At 73.1% G+C, this 16,931-nt stretch carries 12 protein-coding genes; 6 read left to right on the forward strand and 6 right to left on the reverse strand.

The features are described 5' to 3' along the window. Nucleotides 1-40: 40 nt before the first annotated feature. Nucleotides 41-1,963, reverse strand: coding sequence for a multicopper oxidase family protein (locus tag ACZ6QO_RS07985; protein ID WP_465848766.1), 1,923 nt, complete (start codon nt 1,961-1,963; stop codon nt 41-43). Nucleotides 1,964-2,311: 348 nt separating this feature from the next. On the opposite strand from ACZ6QO_RS07985, the gene ACZ6QO_RS07990 reads away from it, so the two are divergent. Beyond that, nucleotides 2,312-4,864, forward strand: coding sequence for a cation-translocating P-type ATPase (locus tag ACZ6QO_RS07990; RefSeq protein ID WP_465848768.1), 2,553 nt, complete (start codon nt 2,312-2,314; stop codon nt 4,862-4,864). A gap of 54 nt (nt 4,865-4,918) precedes the next feature. Here the strand turns inward: ACZ6QO_RS07990 and ACZ6QO_RS07995 are convergent, their stop codons facing one another. The 5 genes from ACZ6QO_RS07995 to ACZ6QO_RS08015 form a co-directional block, all read right to left on the reverse strand. Beyond that, nucleotides 4,919-6,307 (reverse strand): alpha/beta hydrolase family protein, encoded by a 1,389-nt coding sequence (locus tag ACZ6QO_RS07995; protein ID WP_465848770.1) that lies wholly within the window; start codon nt 6,305-6,307, stop codon nt 4,919-4,921. A gap of 183 nt (nt 6,308-6,490) precedes the next feature. Then, nucleotides 6,491-7,696, reverse strand: a complete 1,206-nt coding sequence (locus ACZ6QO_RS08000) for a cytochrome P450 (protein WP_465848771.1) — start codon at nt 7,694-7,696, stop codon at nt 6,491-6,493. 33 nt (nt 7,697-7,729) lie between these two features. Then, nucleotides 7,730-9,271: a phosphonate ABC transporter, permease protein PhnE gene (gene phnE, locus ACZ6QO_RS08005; RefSeq protein WP_465849178.1), complete on the reverse strand. Its 1,542-nt coding sequence runs from the start codon at nt 9,269-9,271 to the stop codon at nt 7,730-7,732. Continuing rightward, nucleotides 9,253-10,125, reverse strand: a complete 873-nt coding sequence (locus ACZ6QO_RS08010; protein ID WP_465848773.1) for a phosphonate ABC transporter ATP-binding protein — start codon at nt 10,123-10,125, stop codon at nt 9,253-9,255. The genes phnE and ACZ6QO_RS08010 overlap by 19 nt, the downstream gene beginning before the upstream one ends. After that, nucleotides 10,118-11,110 carry a phosphate/phosphite/phosphonate ABC transporter substrate-binding protein gene (locus ACZ6QO_RS08015; RefSeq protein WP_465848775.1) on the reverse strand — a complete coding sequence of 331 codons (993 nt, stop codon included), beginning with the start codon at nt 11,108-11,110 and terminating at the stop codon, nt 10,118-10,120. Before ACZ6QO_RS08015 ends, ACZ6QO_RS08010 begins: the two co-directional genes overlap by 8 nt. 133 nt (nt 11,111-11,243) lie before the next feature. On the opposite strand from ACZ6QO_RS08015, the gene ACZ6QO_RS08020 reads away from it, so the two are divergent. The 5 genes from ACZ6QO_RS08020 to ACZ6QO_RS08040 all read left to right on the forward strand — a co-directional run bounded on the left by ACZ6QO_RS08020 (nt 11,244) and on the right by ACZ6QO_RS08040 (nt 16,931). Further along, nucleotides 11,244-12,710 (forward strand): hypothetical protein, encoded by a 1,467-nt coding sequence (locus ACZ6QO_RS08020; protein ID WP_465848777.1) that lies wholly within the window; start codon nt 11,244-11,246, stop codon nt 12,708-12,710. Nucleotides 12,711-12,883: 173 nt separating this feature from the next. Continuing rightward, nucleotides 12,884-13,915 carry a PaaX family transcriptional regulator gene (locus tag ACZ6QO_RS08025; protein WP_465848778.1) on the forward strand — a complete coding sequence of 344 codons (1,032 nt, stop codon included), beginning with the start codon at nt 12,884-12,886 and terminating at the stop codon, nt 13,913-13,915. A 192-nt stretch (nt 13,916-14,107) separates the two neighbouring features. Next, nucleotides 14,108-15,031: a PaaX family transcriptional regulator gene (locus ACZ6QO_RS08030; protein WP_465848780.1), complete on the forward strand. Its 924-nt coding sequence runs from the start codon at nt 14,108-14,110 to the stop codon at nt 15,029-15,031. Nucleotides 15,032-15,201: 170 nt separating this feature from the next. Continuing rightward, on the forward strand, nt 15,202-16,095 hold the full coding sequence (locus ACZ6QO_RS08035) for a transporter substrate-binding domain-containing protein (RefSeq protein WP_465848781.1): 894 nt from the start codon (nt 15,202-15,204) through the stop codon (nt 16,093-16,095). Beyond that, nucleotides 16,092-16,931, forward strand: coding sequence for an amino acid ABC transporter permease (locus ACZ6QO_RS08040; RefSeq protein ID WP_465848783.1), 840 nt, complete (start codon nt 16,092-16,094; stop codon nt 16,929-16,931). The genes ACZ6QO_RS08035 and ACZ6QO_RS08040 overlap by 4 nt, the downstream gene beginning before the upstream one ends.

A 16,931-nucleotide genomic window follows, 5' to 3' on the forward strand; every position in this document is an offset into this window, starting at 1 on the left:
CCCCCTTCCCTTCGACGGGCCGCGCTCCCGGCCGGAGATGTCAGCCCCGCACGCGGTAGGGGCGCATCATCTCGTTGTCCTCATGTTCGAGGAGGTGGCAGTGCCACACGAACAGGCCCGCCCGGTCGAACGTCGCCCTGATCCGGGTGATCTCGCGGGGACGGGCGACCACCGTGTCCTTGAGCCCCGTCTCCCACCGCTCAGGGGACCGGGCGTCGCCGTTGAACGGCTGCCGGTCGACGACCTGGAACTGAACCTCGTGGACATGGATGGGATGCGCGTCCATCGTCCGGTTGTGGATCTCCCACACCTCGGTGGCGCCCACCGCGGGGGTCTCGGTGATCGGGGCGGACCACATCATCGCCCTCTCTCCTCCGTCGAGGGTGCCGAGCAACGCCATCGTCGGCGGGCCACCGGCGACGGTCCGCGAGACGTGTTCCAGCAGGGCGACCTTGCGCGTCTTCGTCGCGGGGCCGATAGGAGTGAACGCGGGAAGGGTGAGCCGGTCGGGAGGCTCGCTGAGGTCGCCTTCCACCGGTTCGCGCACGACGAACTTCATCACCTGCCCCGTGGTCGCCGGGTCGGCCGGCGCGGCCCCCGGGTCCCCGCGATACGGTCCGTCGGGGCCTTCGTTGATCAGGTAGAGGCCCGCGCCCTCGGGCATGCGGGCGAAGTCGACGATCACGTCGGCCCGCTCGGCCGGAGCGAGCAGCAGCCTGCCGAGTTCGACGGGCTCCGGCAGGAAGCCGCCGTCCGAGCCGATCTGCCAGAAAGGCAGGGACGGGGCCGCAGGGCGCTTCGCGTCGGGCCGCGTGACGATCTTCAGGTCGAGAACCCGCGCGTTGCAGCCGTTGAGGAAGCGGAACCGGTAACGGCGCGGCTCCACTTCCAGGTACGGCCAGGTGCGGCCGTTGACCATCATGGCGGTGCCGAAGAACTCCGGATTCCAGATCGGCGGCACATCGCTGTGCGGGACGTAGGGTCCCGCGATCCGGTCGAACTCTCTGCGGCTCCCCGGATAGTGGAGCGAGCCGTCGGCCAGGAAGGAACGATCTTGGATGACGATCGGGATCTCGTGGTACCGGGTGCCGGCGGAATCGCCCTGCCGCGGCGCCGGCCCCGGCAGCGCCGGAGCCGGCAGGTCTGCCGGACCGCCGCGCAGCAGGTAGAACCCCGCCAGCCCCGCGTACACGTTGAGCCTGGTCACGCCCAGCGCGTGATCGTGATACCACATCGTGGTGGGGGGCTGGTCGTTGTCGTAGTGGAAGACCGCCGTGCCGGGACGCCAGGACGCGCCGCCCCTGGCTTCGAAGCCGCCGGCGAAGGTCGCGTACATGGAGCCTTCGGTCGCATAGCCGCGAGGAATGTTCCTCGCCCGTGGTAGGAACCAGGCCTCCGGATATCCGTCGCTGTCCTCGTGAGTGCGTCCTCCGTGCAGGTGGGTGACGATCGGCACCGGCCCCTCGTAGCGGCCGGGGGTGGAGGTGAAGGCGGGACGCGAATCGCGGCCGAACGCGCCGCCCGGCGGGTTGGCCCAGTGGAGCGTCGGGTCCACCGGCAGCAGGTGTCGCAGGTGATCGCCACGGCCGTCGGTCAGTTCGTTCATCCACGTCACCACGACGGGCCGGTCGACCGTGGCCTCCACGGTGAGCGCGGGAGAGCTGAAGGTCCACGGGTGCCGGACCGACCCGTACCCCCAGACGGTGGTCGCGGGGCTCCCCGGAGGCAGGATCTGCTGCCGGAACCGCCGGACCCCGATGAGGTACCGATCGGCGGGATCGGCGGTCGTGGAGACGGCGGGCATGACGGAAGGTACGGCGAGCGGAGCGACGTACTTGGCGATCGTCACCGGGTCGAGCAGGCCCGCCGGGGTCGCCGCGTATCCCGGGCCGGAGGGCCGCCCCGCGACCAGGAGGAGGGGGCCCGCCGCCCCGGCCCTCAGGAACTCACGTCTCGTGATCACCTCGGCCTCCTCGGACATCGGACGAACATGTCCAGCCTTGGCCGGTCAAGACGCCGTGCGGCGCCCTGTGACCAGAATCCGCGCTCTCCGCTGCGAGAACGACGGATACCTACATCTACCTGCGAATCTACCCCAAACGCTACTCGCGGCACCGAAGGGCGGCGGCGGCCGGGAGGCCTTCGGCGCTGTCCGTGAGCATGGGGCCAGGTCCGTGGTCCTGTGCCGGCCGCGGGGCCGGACCGTGCCGTCGGAGGGGACCTTCGTCCCTGGGAGAGAGCTCACCGCCGTGTGAAGACTGGCCTTGCGGGCCATGACCCGCTCCGACCAGACCGACCAGGAGGGCCGCACATGGCCAGGGAGGATGTCACCGCGACCGCCGTCGTGTCCGGCCTGTCGTCCGCGGAGGCGGCCGCGCGACTGGAACGGGACGGGGCGAACCTGCTTCCCCGGAGACCGCCCGTCCCGCTGTGGCGGCGCGTCGCCGCCCAGCTCCGCGACCCGCTGATCCTCGTCCTGCTCGTGGCGACGGCGCTGACCCTGGCCACGGGCGACTGGACCGACATGGCCGTGATCCTGCTCGTGATCGTGGTCAACACCTCGGTCGGCGTGACCCAGGAACTCCGCGCCGACCGCGCCATCACCGCCCTGTCGGAGCTGACCGCACCGTCCGCGCGGGTGATCCGCGACGGCGCGCAGACGCAGGTCCCGGCGGCCGGCGTCGTCGTCGGTGACGTCGTGGTGCTGGCCGAGGGGGACATCGTCCCGGCCGACGCCGAGGTGGTGGAGTCGGCCGCGCTGCTCATCGACGAGTCGGCCCTGACGGGCGAGTCCGTCCCGGTGGACAAAGGCACCGGGACGGAGGTGTCCGCGGGGACCGTCGTGGTCCGGGGGCGCGGCCAGGCGGTGGTCACCGCGGTCGGGACGGCGGGCGCGACCGGCCGCATAGCGTCCATGATGGGGGAAGGCGCCGGTCTCACTCCGCTCCAGCGACGGCTGACGGACGTCGGCCGCATGCTGGCCGGCGTCACCGTCCTGCTGTGCGTGATCGTGATGGCCCTCGGCCTCGTCCGCGGCCAGCCGGTCGAGCTGATGGTCGTGACCGCCATCAGCCTCGTGGTGGCGGCCGTGCCCGAATCACTGCCCGCGGTCGTGACCTTGAGCCTCGCGCTGGGCGCCCGCCGCATGGCCGCCCGCGACGCGCTCGTGCGCAGGCTGCCCGCGGTCGAGACCCTCGGCTCGGTGACCGTGCTGGCCACCGACAAGACCGGCACGCTGACCGAGGGCATGATGGTCGTCCGAGCGATCTGGACGCCGGCCGGCGAGGCGAGGCTCACCGGCTCCGGCTACGCCCCCGACGGGCAGATCATCACAGACGGGACGCCGGGCACCGAGGCCTTCACCGAGCTGCTGACCGCGGCGGCACTGTGCAACGACGCGCGACTGGCGCAGGACGCCCGCGGGCGGTGGACGGCGCTGGGCGACCCCACCGAGGCCGCCCTGCTCACCGCCGCCGCCAAACTCGGCCTTGACCGGTCGGGGCTGCACCGGCGGTTCCCCCGAGTCGCCGAGCGTCCCTTCGAGAGCGGCCGCAAGCGCATGACCACCGTGCACCGGCTGCCCGGCGGCGGCGCCTGGCTGATCAGCAAGGGCGCGCCCGAGGTGCTGCTCCGTCCCACCGTCCTGGCCGGCGACCCGGCGCTCCTCGACCGCGCCCGCGAACGCGCCGAGCGGCTCGCGCAGGACGGCCACCGGGTGCTGGCCGTCGCCGGCGCCCGCCTGGACGACGTCCCGGTCACCGTCGAGGAGCGCGGGCTGAGGTTGCTGGGCCTGGTCGCGATCCTGGACCCGCCGCGGCCCGCCGCGGCCGCCGCCATCGCCGCCTGCAGGCGCGCCGGGATCAGACCGGTCCTCATCACCGGCGACCATCCCGGCACCGCCCGCGCCATCGCCACCGACCTCGGCATCGTGGAGGCCGGCGGCCGGGTGGTCGACTGCCGGCACACCCGCGATCCGGGCGAGGACCCGGCCACTGTCTACGCCCGGGCCACGCCCGAGCAGAAACTCGGCATCATCCAGAGCATGCGCCGTCGCGGTGAGACGCTCGCGATGACCGGGGACGGCGTCAACGACGGGCCCGCGCTGAGACGCGCCGACATCGGCGTGGCGATGGGCGAGCGCGGCACGGAGGTCGCCCGCCAGGCGGCCGACCTGGTGCTGGCCGACGACAACCTCGACACCGTGGTCGCCGCCGTCGAAGAGGGCCGCCGGGTCTACACCAACATCCGCCGCTTCCTCGTCTACGGGCTGTCCGGCGGCGCGGCCGAGATCGCCGTCATGCTGCTCGGCCCGTTCGCCGGGCTCGCGCTCCCACTGCTGCCCGCCCAGATCCTGTGGATCAACCTGCTCACCCACGGACTGCCGGGCGTGGCCCTGGGCGGCGAACCCGCCGTTCCCGGCTCCATGGCCAGACCGCCCCGGCCGCCCACCCAGAGCATCCTGGGAGCCGGCCTGTGGCAACGCGTGATCCGGATCGCGGTCGTCCTCACCGCCGTCACCCTGGGCGTCGCCATCTGGGGACACCAGACCGGACGCCCGTGGCAGAGCATGGCCTTCTTCGCCCTCGGCGCCACCCAGCTCGGCGTGGCCATCGGCTCCCGCACCCGGCCCGGCTCGACGGCCAACCCCGCGCTGCTGCTCGCGGTCGCCGGAGCCCTCATCCTCCAACTGGCGGGACTCTACCTTCCGCCGCTCCGCGAACTCCTCAGCACCCAGCCGCTCGCCATGGGCGACCTGCTGATCGTCACCGCCCTGTCCACCCTCGGCTACGCCGCCACCCGCCTCGACCGCACCCTGCACCCCTCTCCGGCCGGGACCGAGCGAGGGCGTCCCTCCGTTCGATGAGCGCGGGACGGGCGGTGGCCGCTCGCGGGACGGGCGGCGGCCGCCGCACGCGGGTCAGGCGGGGTAGGGGCGGTTGAACCGGGGCGGGGCGAACGGGATATAGCGCGGGGCGGGGTCGGCTCCGAGCTCGGCCGCGCGGGCGTTCATCGCCGGGGCGGACGTCGCGGGCCAGTGACCGGTCCGCAGCCGGTCGAACATCGTCACCAGCGCCGCCTCCTGCTCCGCCGGCGAGAAGTCGCAGTGGCCGACGGTGCGGGTGTACGTCTGGCGCAGCATGGAGCCGGATCCCGCGCGGCGCGCCTTCTCCTCGTACGACTGCTGCTGGGCGACGGTGGAGATCTGGTCGCCGGTGGCGGACACGGTCAGCACGGGGATCCGCAGGCGGCCGTCCAGGACGAGGCCGTCGGCGAACCGCTTGACGGCCTCGGGGTCCGCCGCGACGCGGGGCGCGGCGGCCAGGTTCCGCAGGTCGGCCCCGAGCTCCAGGCCCGCCGCCTTGTACAGTTCGCGGACCGCGCGCCCGAGGGCGGGCTCGGCCGAGCGCAACTGCTCGGCGTAGTCGACCCCGGTGTTCCAGGACGGGTTGCCGCCGGCCACCGCCATGAGCTGGCGCCGGCTGCCCATCGCCTGGCCGATGTAGGGCAGGGGCCCGCCGGCGAGGGCGAGGTAGGCGCCCTGTTCCAGCGCGGCGGCGTCCCTGGGGTCCGGAGGCGGCGTCGCCGACCCGTCGGGGTTGCGGCCCCAGGCCGGCAGCTGGCCGATCGCGGCCGCCAGCGCGATGCGGGCCCGCCCCTCAGGGGTCCGCTGCGCCGCGGCCAGCGCGTCGATCCATGCCTTCCTGGCCGACTCGACGTCCTCGGGGATGTCGATGACCGGCAGCCCGGGGGCGACCAGGCGTTCGAGCACGAAGACCGTGTCGAGTTTCTGGTTCCACTGGCCGACGGACCCGCCGAGGCCGCCGCACATCGCGACGGCGGCGTCGAAGGCGTCCGGGTGGGTCTGGGCGACGCCGGCCGCGATGAACCCGCCCATCGAGGCCCCGGAGGCGATCGCCTTGCGGGCCGGGCCGTAGGCGGCCTCGAAGCGGGTCAGCGCCTCGGCCTGGTTGGCGATGGCGTCCCGGAGGCGCCAGCCGGTGATCGCCCGGCTCGTCCCGCCGCGGGCCACGCCGCGGGCCAGCAACCGCGCGGTGAGGGGTTCGCCGGGGCCGGTGCCGGCGAAGTCCAGGGCGACCACCACGGTGCCGTTCCAGTGAGCCGGGACGACGAACTCGTAGGGAGTGCCGTCGTCCAGGGTGCCGCTGACGCAGGTGGGGCGGGCGGGGGAATCCGGCAGGCACGGTGTGCCGCCGGGAGGCGCGGCGGGGGCGGCGACGGCGGTTGCGCTCCCGATGGCGGTGGCCAACGCGAGGGCCAGGCACATGGTCACTCCACGGCGGATCACAGCGACAACCCCTTCGACTCGGTCTTGCAGTTGTCATCGGCGCACGGTCCGCAGCGCCAGGTCGCGAATGGCCGGCGGCGCGACCGGCGGCTGTTGCGAGGCAGATTGCATTCTCTAACGGGGACGATCGTTCAGCTTTCTGTCACAGATGTCAATCCCGATCGCCGGACGGCGGAGCCCGGCTCAGCGGCGGGGAACGAGGCGCAGCGGCGCCGACCTGGGCCCGAACTCCAGCCAGTTGAACATCTCCACCTCGCCGTCCGGTTCGACGCGGGCGGTGGCGTCCAGCAGCCCGCCCAGCGCGGCCGTCAGCTCCAGCCGGGCCATCGCCGCGCCGGGGCACCGGTGCGCGCCCCGGCCGAACGCGAGGTGCCGGTTGGGCCGCCGCGCGAGGTCGAGCCGGTCGGCGTCGTCGAACACCGCCTCGTCCCGGTTCGCCGAGGGAAAGATCATGGTGATCGCCTCACCGGCGCGCACCGTGCGGCCGCCGACCTCGGTGTCCCGGGTGGCGGTGCGGGCGAACACCCGATAAGGGGCGTACAGCCGCAGCAGCTCCTCGATCGCCGCCGGCAGCAGCCCGGGGTCGGCGCGCAGCCGGTCCTGCAGGTCAGGGTCGCGGGACAGGTGCACGGCGGCGCTGCCGAGCACGGCGTGCGGCGCCCCGATGCCGGCCACGATGGTCTGCCGGACGGTGGCCACGACCAGGTCGTACGGGATGGGCCGCTCCGGGTCGCCGGACGCCCGCAGCAGGCTGGTCACCAGGTCCTCGTCCGGGTCGCGCGGGTCGGCGCGGCGGTCCTCGACGATGGCGCGGGCGATCGCGTACAGCTCTTCGCTGGCCGCCATGACCCGGGCCCGGTCCATCTCCTGGATGGCGAAGCTGTACTCGACGCCGATCCGGCGGATGCCCAGCACCTGGTCGACCGGCAGGCCGAGGAAGACCGCGAAGCACTGCGCCGCGTACGGCAGCGCGAACTCCTTGGAGTAGTCGCCGCCGCCGCGGGCCAGCAGCGGCTCCAGCAGCTCGCGCGCCGCCCGCGCGAAGGCCGGTTCGAGCCGCCGTACCACGCTGCGGCGCAGCACCCGGTCCATCGGAGCGCGGTAGATCTCATGCTCGGGCGGGTCGAAGTGCAGCGGCGGCCGGCGCTGGGCGCGCGGCACGTGCGGGACGACGTTCTGCACCGCGGTGCTGAACGTCTCGCTGTCCCTGGCCACCCGCACCACGTCCGAGTAGCGGGTGGCGGCCCAGAAGCCGCCGAAGGCGTCGCTCCACGGCACCGGGCAGCGTCGCCGCAGCTCGGCGTAGACCTCGTGCGAGCTGTCGAAGGTCTCAGGCGCGGCGGGGTCCCAGTCGGAGGCGCGCCCGGGGCCGTCGGCGGTGGTGGTCATGATGAAGTCCCTTCCCGTCATGGTCCGGCCCGCTCACAGCAGGTGCCTGCGCGCGACCCGGGCGAGCGTCTCGATGGCGTACACGACGACGGCGATCGCGATGACGATCGCGGCGGTGGTGTCGTAGCGCAGGGTGGCGATCGACTCCTGCATCAGGTAGCCGACGCCGCCCGCGCCGACGACGCCGAGCACGACCGACTCGCGCAGCGCCAGGTCGGCCACGAACAGGCCGTTGCCGGTGAACGACGGCACGAACTGCGGCCAGATCGCGGCGGCGAACGCCTGCCACCGCCGGGCGCCGACCGAGGTCAGCGCCTCGTGCGGCAGCGGGTCGAGCCCTTCCAGGGAGTCGGCGAAGAACTTGGCCGCCAGCGCCGTGCAGGAGATCCACAGCGCCAGGAAGCCGGCGAACGGGCCGAGCCCCAGCGCGGCCACGAACAGCAGCGCGTACACCAGGTCGGGGATGCCCCTGACCACCACCAGCAGCACCCGGACCACCGCGGACAGCGGCCGCCAGGGGGTGGTGTTCACGGCGGTGAGCAGGGCCAGGAGCAGCCCGCAGGCGGCGCCCGTCGCGGCGGCGCCCAACGCCATGAGCAGGCTCTCCAGCACCGCCATGAGCAGGTCGCCGGAGAACGCGGGCGGCCACATGCCGGTGAGCATGCCGCGCAGGTTCGGCCACGCGCCGGCCAGCCGGCCGGGATCGGGGACCACCGACCACAGCGACCCGAGGAAGACCGCCCCGGCGGCGACGGCGGCGGCCACCCGCAGCACCCGGCCGCGGTCCCAGCCGACGTCGTGCGGGGCGCGCCCGGCGGGCAGCGCGGCCGCGCCCCCCTTCTCCCTCGCGGACCGGCCGGCCGTGATGCGGCGGCGGACCGCCACCGACAGCAGTTCCAGCAGCAGCACCAGGACGACGATCACGCAGATGATCCCCGCCGCCCGGCGGTAGTTCAGGCTGCCCAGCGCGGTCTGCAGCGCCACGCCGATGCCGCCGGCTCCGACGACGCCGAGCACGGCCGAGGCCCGGATGTTGATGTCGAGGCGGTACAGCACGATGGCGGTCAGCGCGGGGAACACGCGGGGCAGCACGCTGGAGACGGCCACCTGCGCCTCGCCGGCCCCGCAGGCGCGGGCCGCCTCGGCGGGGACGGGGTCGGCCTCCTCGACTGCGTCGGCCAGCAGCTTGGCGATCATGCCGACCGAGTGCACGGCGACGGCGAGCACGCCGGCCGGCGGGCCCAGGCCGAAGATCCGGACGAACACGATCGCGAAGGCCAGCGTCGGCACGGCCCTGGTCAGGACGAGCACCACCCGGGCGGCCGACCGCGCCCAGCGGGGGCCGTGGTGGGTGCGCGCGGCGGTCAGGGCCAGCGGCACCGAGGCCAGCGCCGCCAGGCCGGTGCCCGCCACCGCGATGAGCAGCGTCTCGGCGACCATCGAGGCGACGGCGCCCGCGCCGGGCAGGTCCGGCGGCCACATCCGGCGCAGCAGCCGCCCGGTGTCGTCCAGCCCGGCGGCCAGCGAGGACGGGGACAGGCCGATCCACCAGAACGTCACCCAGACGACGGCCACGGCCGCGACGAGCAGCCCCAGCGCGATGAGGACGCGGGCGCTCCACGGCGGCCTCGGCGGGCCCGGGTGGACCGGGGCCCGCGCGGCGGGAGCGGTGCTAACCATCGCGCGTCCCCGCCGTGTCGTAGACACCCCGCAGCCGCTCGGCGGACAGGCCGGCCGCCGCGCAGCGCCACGACCCGGTCGGCGGTGGCGAGCGCGAACTCGATCTGGTGCAGGCTGCACACCACGGAGATGCCGTCCTCGGCGCTGATCCGTTTCAGGGTCTCCAGCACCAGCACGCTCGCCGCCGGGTCGAGCGAGGCGACCGGCTCGTCGGCGAGGATCAGCTCGGGGCTCTGCAGCAGGGTCCGGGCCACCGCGACCCGCTGCTGCTGCCCGCCGGAGAGCGTGTCGCAGCGCTGGAACCGCCGGTCCGCCAGCCCGACCCGGTCCAGGTGCTCCACGGCGCGGGCGCGCAGCGCGCGCGGGTAGCTCATCACCCCGTACCTGGGCAGCCGCAGAGTGGCCAGCGACCCCATCAGCACGTTCTCCAGCGCGGACAGCCGCCCGACGAGGCCGAACTGCTGGAAGACGAACCCGACCCTGGCCCGCAGCGCGCGCAGCCGGCGCCGGGAGCAGGCGGCCGGGTCCTCCCCCAGGGTGCGCACGGTGCCGCTGTCCGGCAGGTGCATGCCGTTGACCAGCCGCAGCAGCGTGGACTTCCCGGCCCCGGACGGGCCGACGAGGGCGACGAACTGCCCCTGCGGGACGTCCAGCGAGATGCCGTCGAGCACGGTGGCGCCGTGGAAGCCCTTGGCGACCTGCGACAGCCGCAGCACGGGGTCGCCGGCCACGGCGGGTTCCTCAGCCACCGGACGTGCAGACCTCGGACTTGGTGATCTCGCAGATGCGCGCGATCGGCTGGTAGGTGGCGTCGGCGGCCTTGACGAACGTCCAGGCGGTGGAGGCGCCGAGGGTGCAGGCCGTGGCGCCGGCGTACTGACCCCAGTTCTTCGGGCCCTTGATCTGGGTGCCCTCGCACAGTCCGGCGGAGGCGGCGCCGGTGGCGGTAAGGCCGGTCACGGTCTTGGCGATCCTGTCGCGGATGTCCTGCGGAAGCCACCTGCCGACCACGACCGGCGGCCCAGGGATGAGCGGCGAGGTCCACACCTTGTTCACCTGCCCCGGCTTGAGCTGGCCGCGGGCGGGGAGCAGCTGGTCGATGAACACGTCGCCGACGAAGGCGATGTCGCAGTCGCCGGCCAGCAGCGAGGCGACCGCCGTGTCGTGCCCGTGGGTGAAGACCTTTTCGACGTCCTTGTCCACATCGACGCCCGCTTCCCGCAGCGAGGCGAGCGGCTGCAGGTAGCCGGTGGTGGAGCCCGGGTCGGTGAAGCAGACGTCCTTGCCCGCGACGTCCTTGAGCGAGGCGATGCTCTTGTCGTCGCCGCGGGTCACCCCGTAGGCGTAGGCGCCGGGTTCGCCGCCCGGGGCGGCCAGCGGGACGGCGACGGGCTCGACGTCGGCCCGGGTGCGGGCCAGGTAGTAGCTGAAGGCCCCGTAGACGGCGACGTCCACCCGCTTGGCGACCTGCGCCTCGACGACGGCCGCGTTGCTGGTGACGGCCTGGAACCGCACCGGGATGCCGAGGTCCTTCTGCAGCGCGGAGACGATCGGCGCGAACGACGCCGCAAGGTCGTCGCTCTGCTCCGAGGGGATGGCGGCGAAGACCAGCTCGTCGGGCCGGCCACCGTCGGCGGGCGCGCTGCGGGCGGCGCCGGGGCCGGCGCCGCAGGCGGACGACACGGCGATCGCGGCACCCGCCGCGATGGTGCCCAGAGCTGACTTTCGGAACATCGAGGCTCCTCATACGCGGGTGGTCGAGCCAAAGTAAGCAGGCCCGAAGTCATTGTCAACAGTTCTGTGACGACCGTAGGATTACTGTCAAACATAATTAACGGCGGAATTCGGATGACCGTTCTCTGAACTGTTGTACATCTCGCGTCGCAGCGGCTTCCCACTCATGGAGGCGAACATCAATCCCCGTTCCACGTCCAATCGGCCGGCCCGTGCCGTGGCGGTGCTCACGGCGACGGCTCTCACGTTCGCCCTCTCCCCTGCCGCCGGCCTGCCGCGCGCCTCGGCGGCGTCCGGGCACAACGGCCCCATCAGCGTCTCCGGCGTCCACCCGAGCGGCGCCACCTACGCGATCGAGGTGCCGCGGGGCTGGAACGGCACCGTGCTGTCCTACAGTCCGGGCTACGGCCAGGGCGCCGGACCGCAGCACCTGCCCGCCGACCTCGGCGGCAACACCGCCGCGCAGGGCTGGCTGCTGGCGCACGGGTACGCCCTGGCCGGCACCCGGCCCTACGGGGACGGCTGGGCCGTCGAGGAGACCCTGCGGGACTCCGGCGACACGCTCGCCGAGTTCGCCAAGGTCGCGGGCAGGCCCGCGACCACCCTGGCCTGGGGCGCCTCGATGGGCGGCGCCATCGCGGCCGGCCTGGCGGAACGCCGGCCCGACCTCATCGACGGCGCGCTGCCGTACTGCGCCTCGGTCGCCGGGCCGGTGGCGATGCTCAACCAGTCGCTCGACGCGGCTTTCGCGTTCAAGACGCTGCTCGCCCCCGGCGAGGACGCCGTGAAGCTCGTCCGGCCGGCCTCGGCCGAGGAGGAGGCGCGGAGCAACGCCGCCGCCCGCGCCGTCCTGGACGCCGCTCAGCAGACGCCGGCCGGCCGGGCCCGCATCGCCCTGGCCGCGTCCTTCGCCCAGGTCTCCACCTGGTCGGCGCCCGGCACCGCGGAACCCGCGCCGCGCGACTGGGCGGCGCAGCAGGCCCAGGAGTACGCGGCGTTCATGCCGACCGTATTCTCCCCTCGCCATCCGCTGGAACAGCGGGCCGGCGGGAACTTCTCCTGGAACACCGGCGTGGACTACCGCCGGCAACTGCACGACTCCGGGCGCTTCGCGCAGGTGCGCGCCCTGTACGACGGCGCCGGGCTGGACCTCGACGACGACCTCGCGGCCCTGGCGGCGGCGCCGCGCGTCTCCGCCGACCCCGGCGCCGTCGCCTACATGGAGGACTACTTCACCCCTCGCGGCGCGCTCGGCGTCCCCGTGCTGACGATGCACGAGCGCGGCGACAACTACCCGACCGTCACCCAGGCCCGCGCCTACTCCGACGTGGTGCGGCGCGCGAGGAAGGGCGAGATGCTGCGCCAGGCGTTCGTCGACCGGCCCGGCCACTGCCGCTACACCGGAGCCGAGCTCGTCGCCGCGGTGCAGACCCTGAGAAGCCGGGTCGTCACCGGCCGCTGGACCGGCGTCGACGCCCACCGGCTCAACACGCTGGCCGCGCGCCTGGCCGCGCGGGACCCGGACCTCGGCGCCGCGGAGTTCGTCCACTACACGCCGGGCCGTTTCCTGCGCCCGCACGTCCCCCGCTCCGGGCGGTGAGGGAACATCCCACGTGACCGCGGTCCCGGCGCGGCGCCGCGGACCGAGATCACCGGTAACACCCCGGACGCCGAGCCCGGTGGCGTAGGATTCACGCAGGTCGAACCCGGTAAGCCCGTTCGTTCCCTGGACGTGGCCGACCGGGGCGCCTACACCGGCCGAGGAGTCTGACGATGGAGGCACGCCGGGTGACCGCGTCGCCCGAGCCCGGCTCCCTGCCCAGGGCCCGGCAGGGGGCCGAACCGCAGCGGCTGCTGACCACGCTGCTGGGTGACTACTGGTTCTGGCGGCAGGAGCACATCCCGTCCGCGGCGCTGGTCCGGCTGCTGGAGGAGTTCGGCATCAGCGCGACCAGCGCCCGCGCCGCCCTGCGGCGGGTCGCCGCGCGAGGGCTGCTGGACAGCTCGCGCAGCGGCCGCACCACCGCGTACGGGCTGCCGCCCCGGGCGTACGACGTGATCGTGGCGCACATGCGGCGGCTGCTGACGTTCGGCGCCGCCATGCCGTACTGGGACGGGCAGTGGACGGTCGTCACGTTCTCGGTGCCCGAGGACCAGCGGGACACCCGCCGGGCGCTGCGCGACGGGCTGCGGCTGCTGCACTTCGGCATGATCTTCGACGCGGTGTGGGTGTCCCCGCACGACAGGACGGGCGAGGTCGTCGAACTCGTGCGGAGGCTCGGCCTGCGCGGGGCGGTGGTGTTCCGGGCGCGCAAGGTCGCCGACGACGAGCTGGACCCCGTGCTCGACCGCGCCTTCGACATCGACGCGCTGCGCGAACGCTACCTGCGCTTCATCGGCGCCCACCGGCCGGTCGCCGAGCGGCTGGCGACCTCGGTCCCGTGCCCCGCCGAGGCGCTGCGGCTGCGCACCGCGATCATGACCGACTGGCGGGTGTTCCCCACGCTCGACCCCGACCTTCCCGCCGAGCTGTTACCCGAGGGCTGGCCGCGCGACGAGGCCAGGCGGCTGTGCATGCGGATCTACGACTCGCTCGGGGAGCCCGCGGAGCGGCGGTTCCGCGAGATCCTCGCCGAGTTCGACCCCGAGCTGGCGCGGCTGGCCGCGCACCACACCTTCGCGCAGGTGTCCGCCCTGGAGTCGCCGGCGACCCGCCGTCACACGAGGTTCGACGAGACGACCGACCGCGACCGGCTGAACCTGCTCGCCGGCCGCCGCGGCGAAGGCCGGCGCGAACAGCGCTGACCCCGGCGCGCCCGCTGGATTCGCGACGCCGTGCACCCGATGGATTCGCGACGCCGGCGGCCCTGACGGCCCGTGGCCCGCGCGTGACGGGACGATAGCGGAGACGTATTCCAGTGCGGTCTGGGAGCGGCCGAGAAAGCATGACATTCTGGTAACGAGCGCGCACTCAAGCGTTGTCAATATACTCTTGCCGTGAATGATCGTGAGAGACCCGAGGCAGAGGACGTCGATTTTCCGCGCTACCAGGTGGGCGCGCCCCCGCAGCACGTGATCACGACGCTTCTCGGCGACTACTGGATCAGCCGGCCCGAGCAGCTGCCGTCCGCGGCCCTGGTGCGGCTGGCCGAGGAGTTCGGCGTCTCCGCCGTGGCCGCCCGGGCCGCGCTCAGCCGCCTGACCAGGCGCGATCTGCTGGAGTCCTCCAAGGTGGGGCGGCGCACCTACTACCGGCTGACCGACCGGGCCGCCGCGGTGATGCTGGAGGGGCGGCAGCGCATCATGTCCTTCGGCCTGGAGCAGGGCGCGTGGGACGGACGATGGGTGATGGCGGCGTTCTCCATCTCCGAGGAGCAGCGCGACCTGCGCCACGCGCTGCGCGCGAGGCTGCGCTGGCTCGGCTTCGCCCCGCTCTACGACGGGCTGTGGGTCTCGCCCACGGCGAACGCCGACAGCGCGGCCGCGGTGCTCGCCGAGCTGGAGATCCCCATGTCGACGATCTTCCGCGCCGAGGCCGTGGACTCCGCCGGCATGCGCGCCCCGCAGGCGGCCTGGGACTTCGACCAGCTCCGGCGCACCTACGAGGAGTTCGTGGCGCAGTACTCGCCCCTGCTGGAACGCGTGCGCAAGGGCGTGGTCGGCGCGTCCGAGGCGCTGGTGGCGCGTACGGGGATCATGGACACCTGGCGGAGGTTCCCCAACCACGACCCCGATCTGCCGGCGGAGCTGCTGCCCGCCGCCTGGCCGCGCGCCGCGGCCAGAGACCTCTTCGTCGAGGTCTACGACACCCTCGGGCCGCTCGCCGAGTTCCGCGTCAAGCAGATCGTCGCGGAGTTCGAGCCCGCGCTGGCCGAGCTGGTCGCCCACCATCGGACCAGCTCCATCCTGGCGCTCACCTGATCGCCGCCGCGACGGGGCGGCGTTCCGGCCCGCCCCTCGCCCGCCTCCGGCCGACCCGCTACCTCCATCTGCACGATCACACCTTGACAGTTGTGCATCCGTAGGTGTGACATTTGTCAGCACGACCGCAAGATTAAGTGCAGCATTATCGGGTCGCGGGAAGGACCACCATGAGATTGCCCAAGACCATCCTTGCGAGTGCGGCGGTGCTGGCCCTCGCCACCGTCGCGGCCTGCGGCGGAGAAGGCGGCGAGACGCAGCGGCCGGCCGGTGCGACGGCCCTCTACGACGCCCTGCCCGACGGCATCAAGGAAGCGGGCGTCATCCGGTTCGCCGGTGACTCGCACCCGCCGTATCGGATCGTCGCCAACGACGGCAAGACCGTCACGGGCATCGACAAGGACCTGCAGGACGCCCTCGGCAAGGTACTGGGGGTCCGCACCGAGATCTCGATCGTCAACGGCCTGCCCGCGGCGCTCTCCGGGATGCTCTCCTCCAGGTACGACGCGTTCAACGGCCCGGTCAAGGACACCCCCGAACGCGAGAAGCAGTTCGACGCGCTCGTGTGGATGGTCACCAGGACCTCCTACCTCATCCCCAAGGAGGGGTCCGCGTCCATCACGAGCTCGGGCGACCTGTGCGGCAAGCGCGTCGCCGGCACCGCGGGCAGCATCACCGAGGACCAGGCCAAGCGCCTGACCGAATGGTGCGCCAAGCAGGGCAGGCCGGCGCTGGAGTTCATCGGCTTCGCCGACACGAACGGCACCATCCTCGCCGCCAAGTCCGGCCGCGCCGACGCCGCGGGCATGACCGAGAGCGCGGCGCTCGACGTGATCGGCAAGGACAAGGACGCCTTCACGTACGTGACGCAGACCGACGAGCAGGGCGCCGGCGTCGACCAGCTCGCGATGCTCGTGCCCAAGTCCGGCAAGCTCGGCCCGGTCATGCTCGACGCGTTCAAGGAGATCTTCAAGAACGGCGAGTACAAGAAGATCATGGACAAGTACGGGCTCCAGAAGGTGGCGGTGGAGGAACCCAAGATGAACACAGCGACGACGCAGTGAGCGTGGCACAGCAGGTCGTGGACGTCGCCGCCGCCCGTCCTCGCGTCCGCCCCCTGCGCTGGGTGGCCGGAGCCGTGCTGCTGGTGCTCGTCGCGCAGTTCGCCTGGTTCCTCGTCACCAACCCGCGGTTCGAATGGGCGGTGGCCGGCCAGTACCTGTTCGACCCGAACATCCTGCGCGGCCTCGGCATGTCACTGCTGCTCACCGTCATCGGGATGGTGCTGGGCAGCGTGCTCGGGGTGCTGCTGGCGGCGGGCAGGCTCAGCGGCTTCTCTCCGGTCGTCTGGGCCTGCACCGTCTACGTCGCGGTCTTCCGCGGCATCCCGCCGCTGGTCCAGCTGATCTTCTGGTTCAACCTCGGGTACCTGCTGCCGCGGATCTCGCTCGGCGTCCCCTTCGGTCCGACGTTCGTCTCGCTGCCGACCAACTCCGTGATCAGCTCGCTGACCGCGGCCATCATCGGGCTCACCCTGCACGAGGCCGCCTACATGGCCGAGATCGTCCGGGCCGGCATCATCGCCGTGGACGGCGGCCAGCGCGACGCGGCCCGCGCGATGGGCTTCACGGCCGGGCAGAGCTTCGTCAGGGTCGTGCTCCCGCAGGCGATGCGGGTGATCGTCCCGCCCACCGGCAGCCAGTTCATCAGCCTGCTCAAGGGCACCTCACTGGTCAGCGTGATCGCGATGGCCGACCTGCTGTACTCGGTGCAGGTGATCTACAACAGGACCTACGAGATCGTCCCGCTGCTGATCGTCGCCTGCGCGTGGTACCTGGCGGTGGTCACCGTTCTGTCGCTCGGCCAGCGGCGCCTGGAGCGGCACTTCGGAAAGGGGTAG

Source organism: Sphaerisporangium sp. NPDC049457 (genome assembly GCF_055586705.1).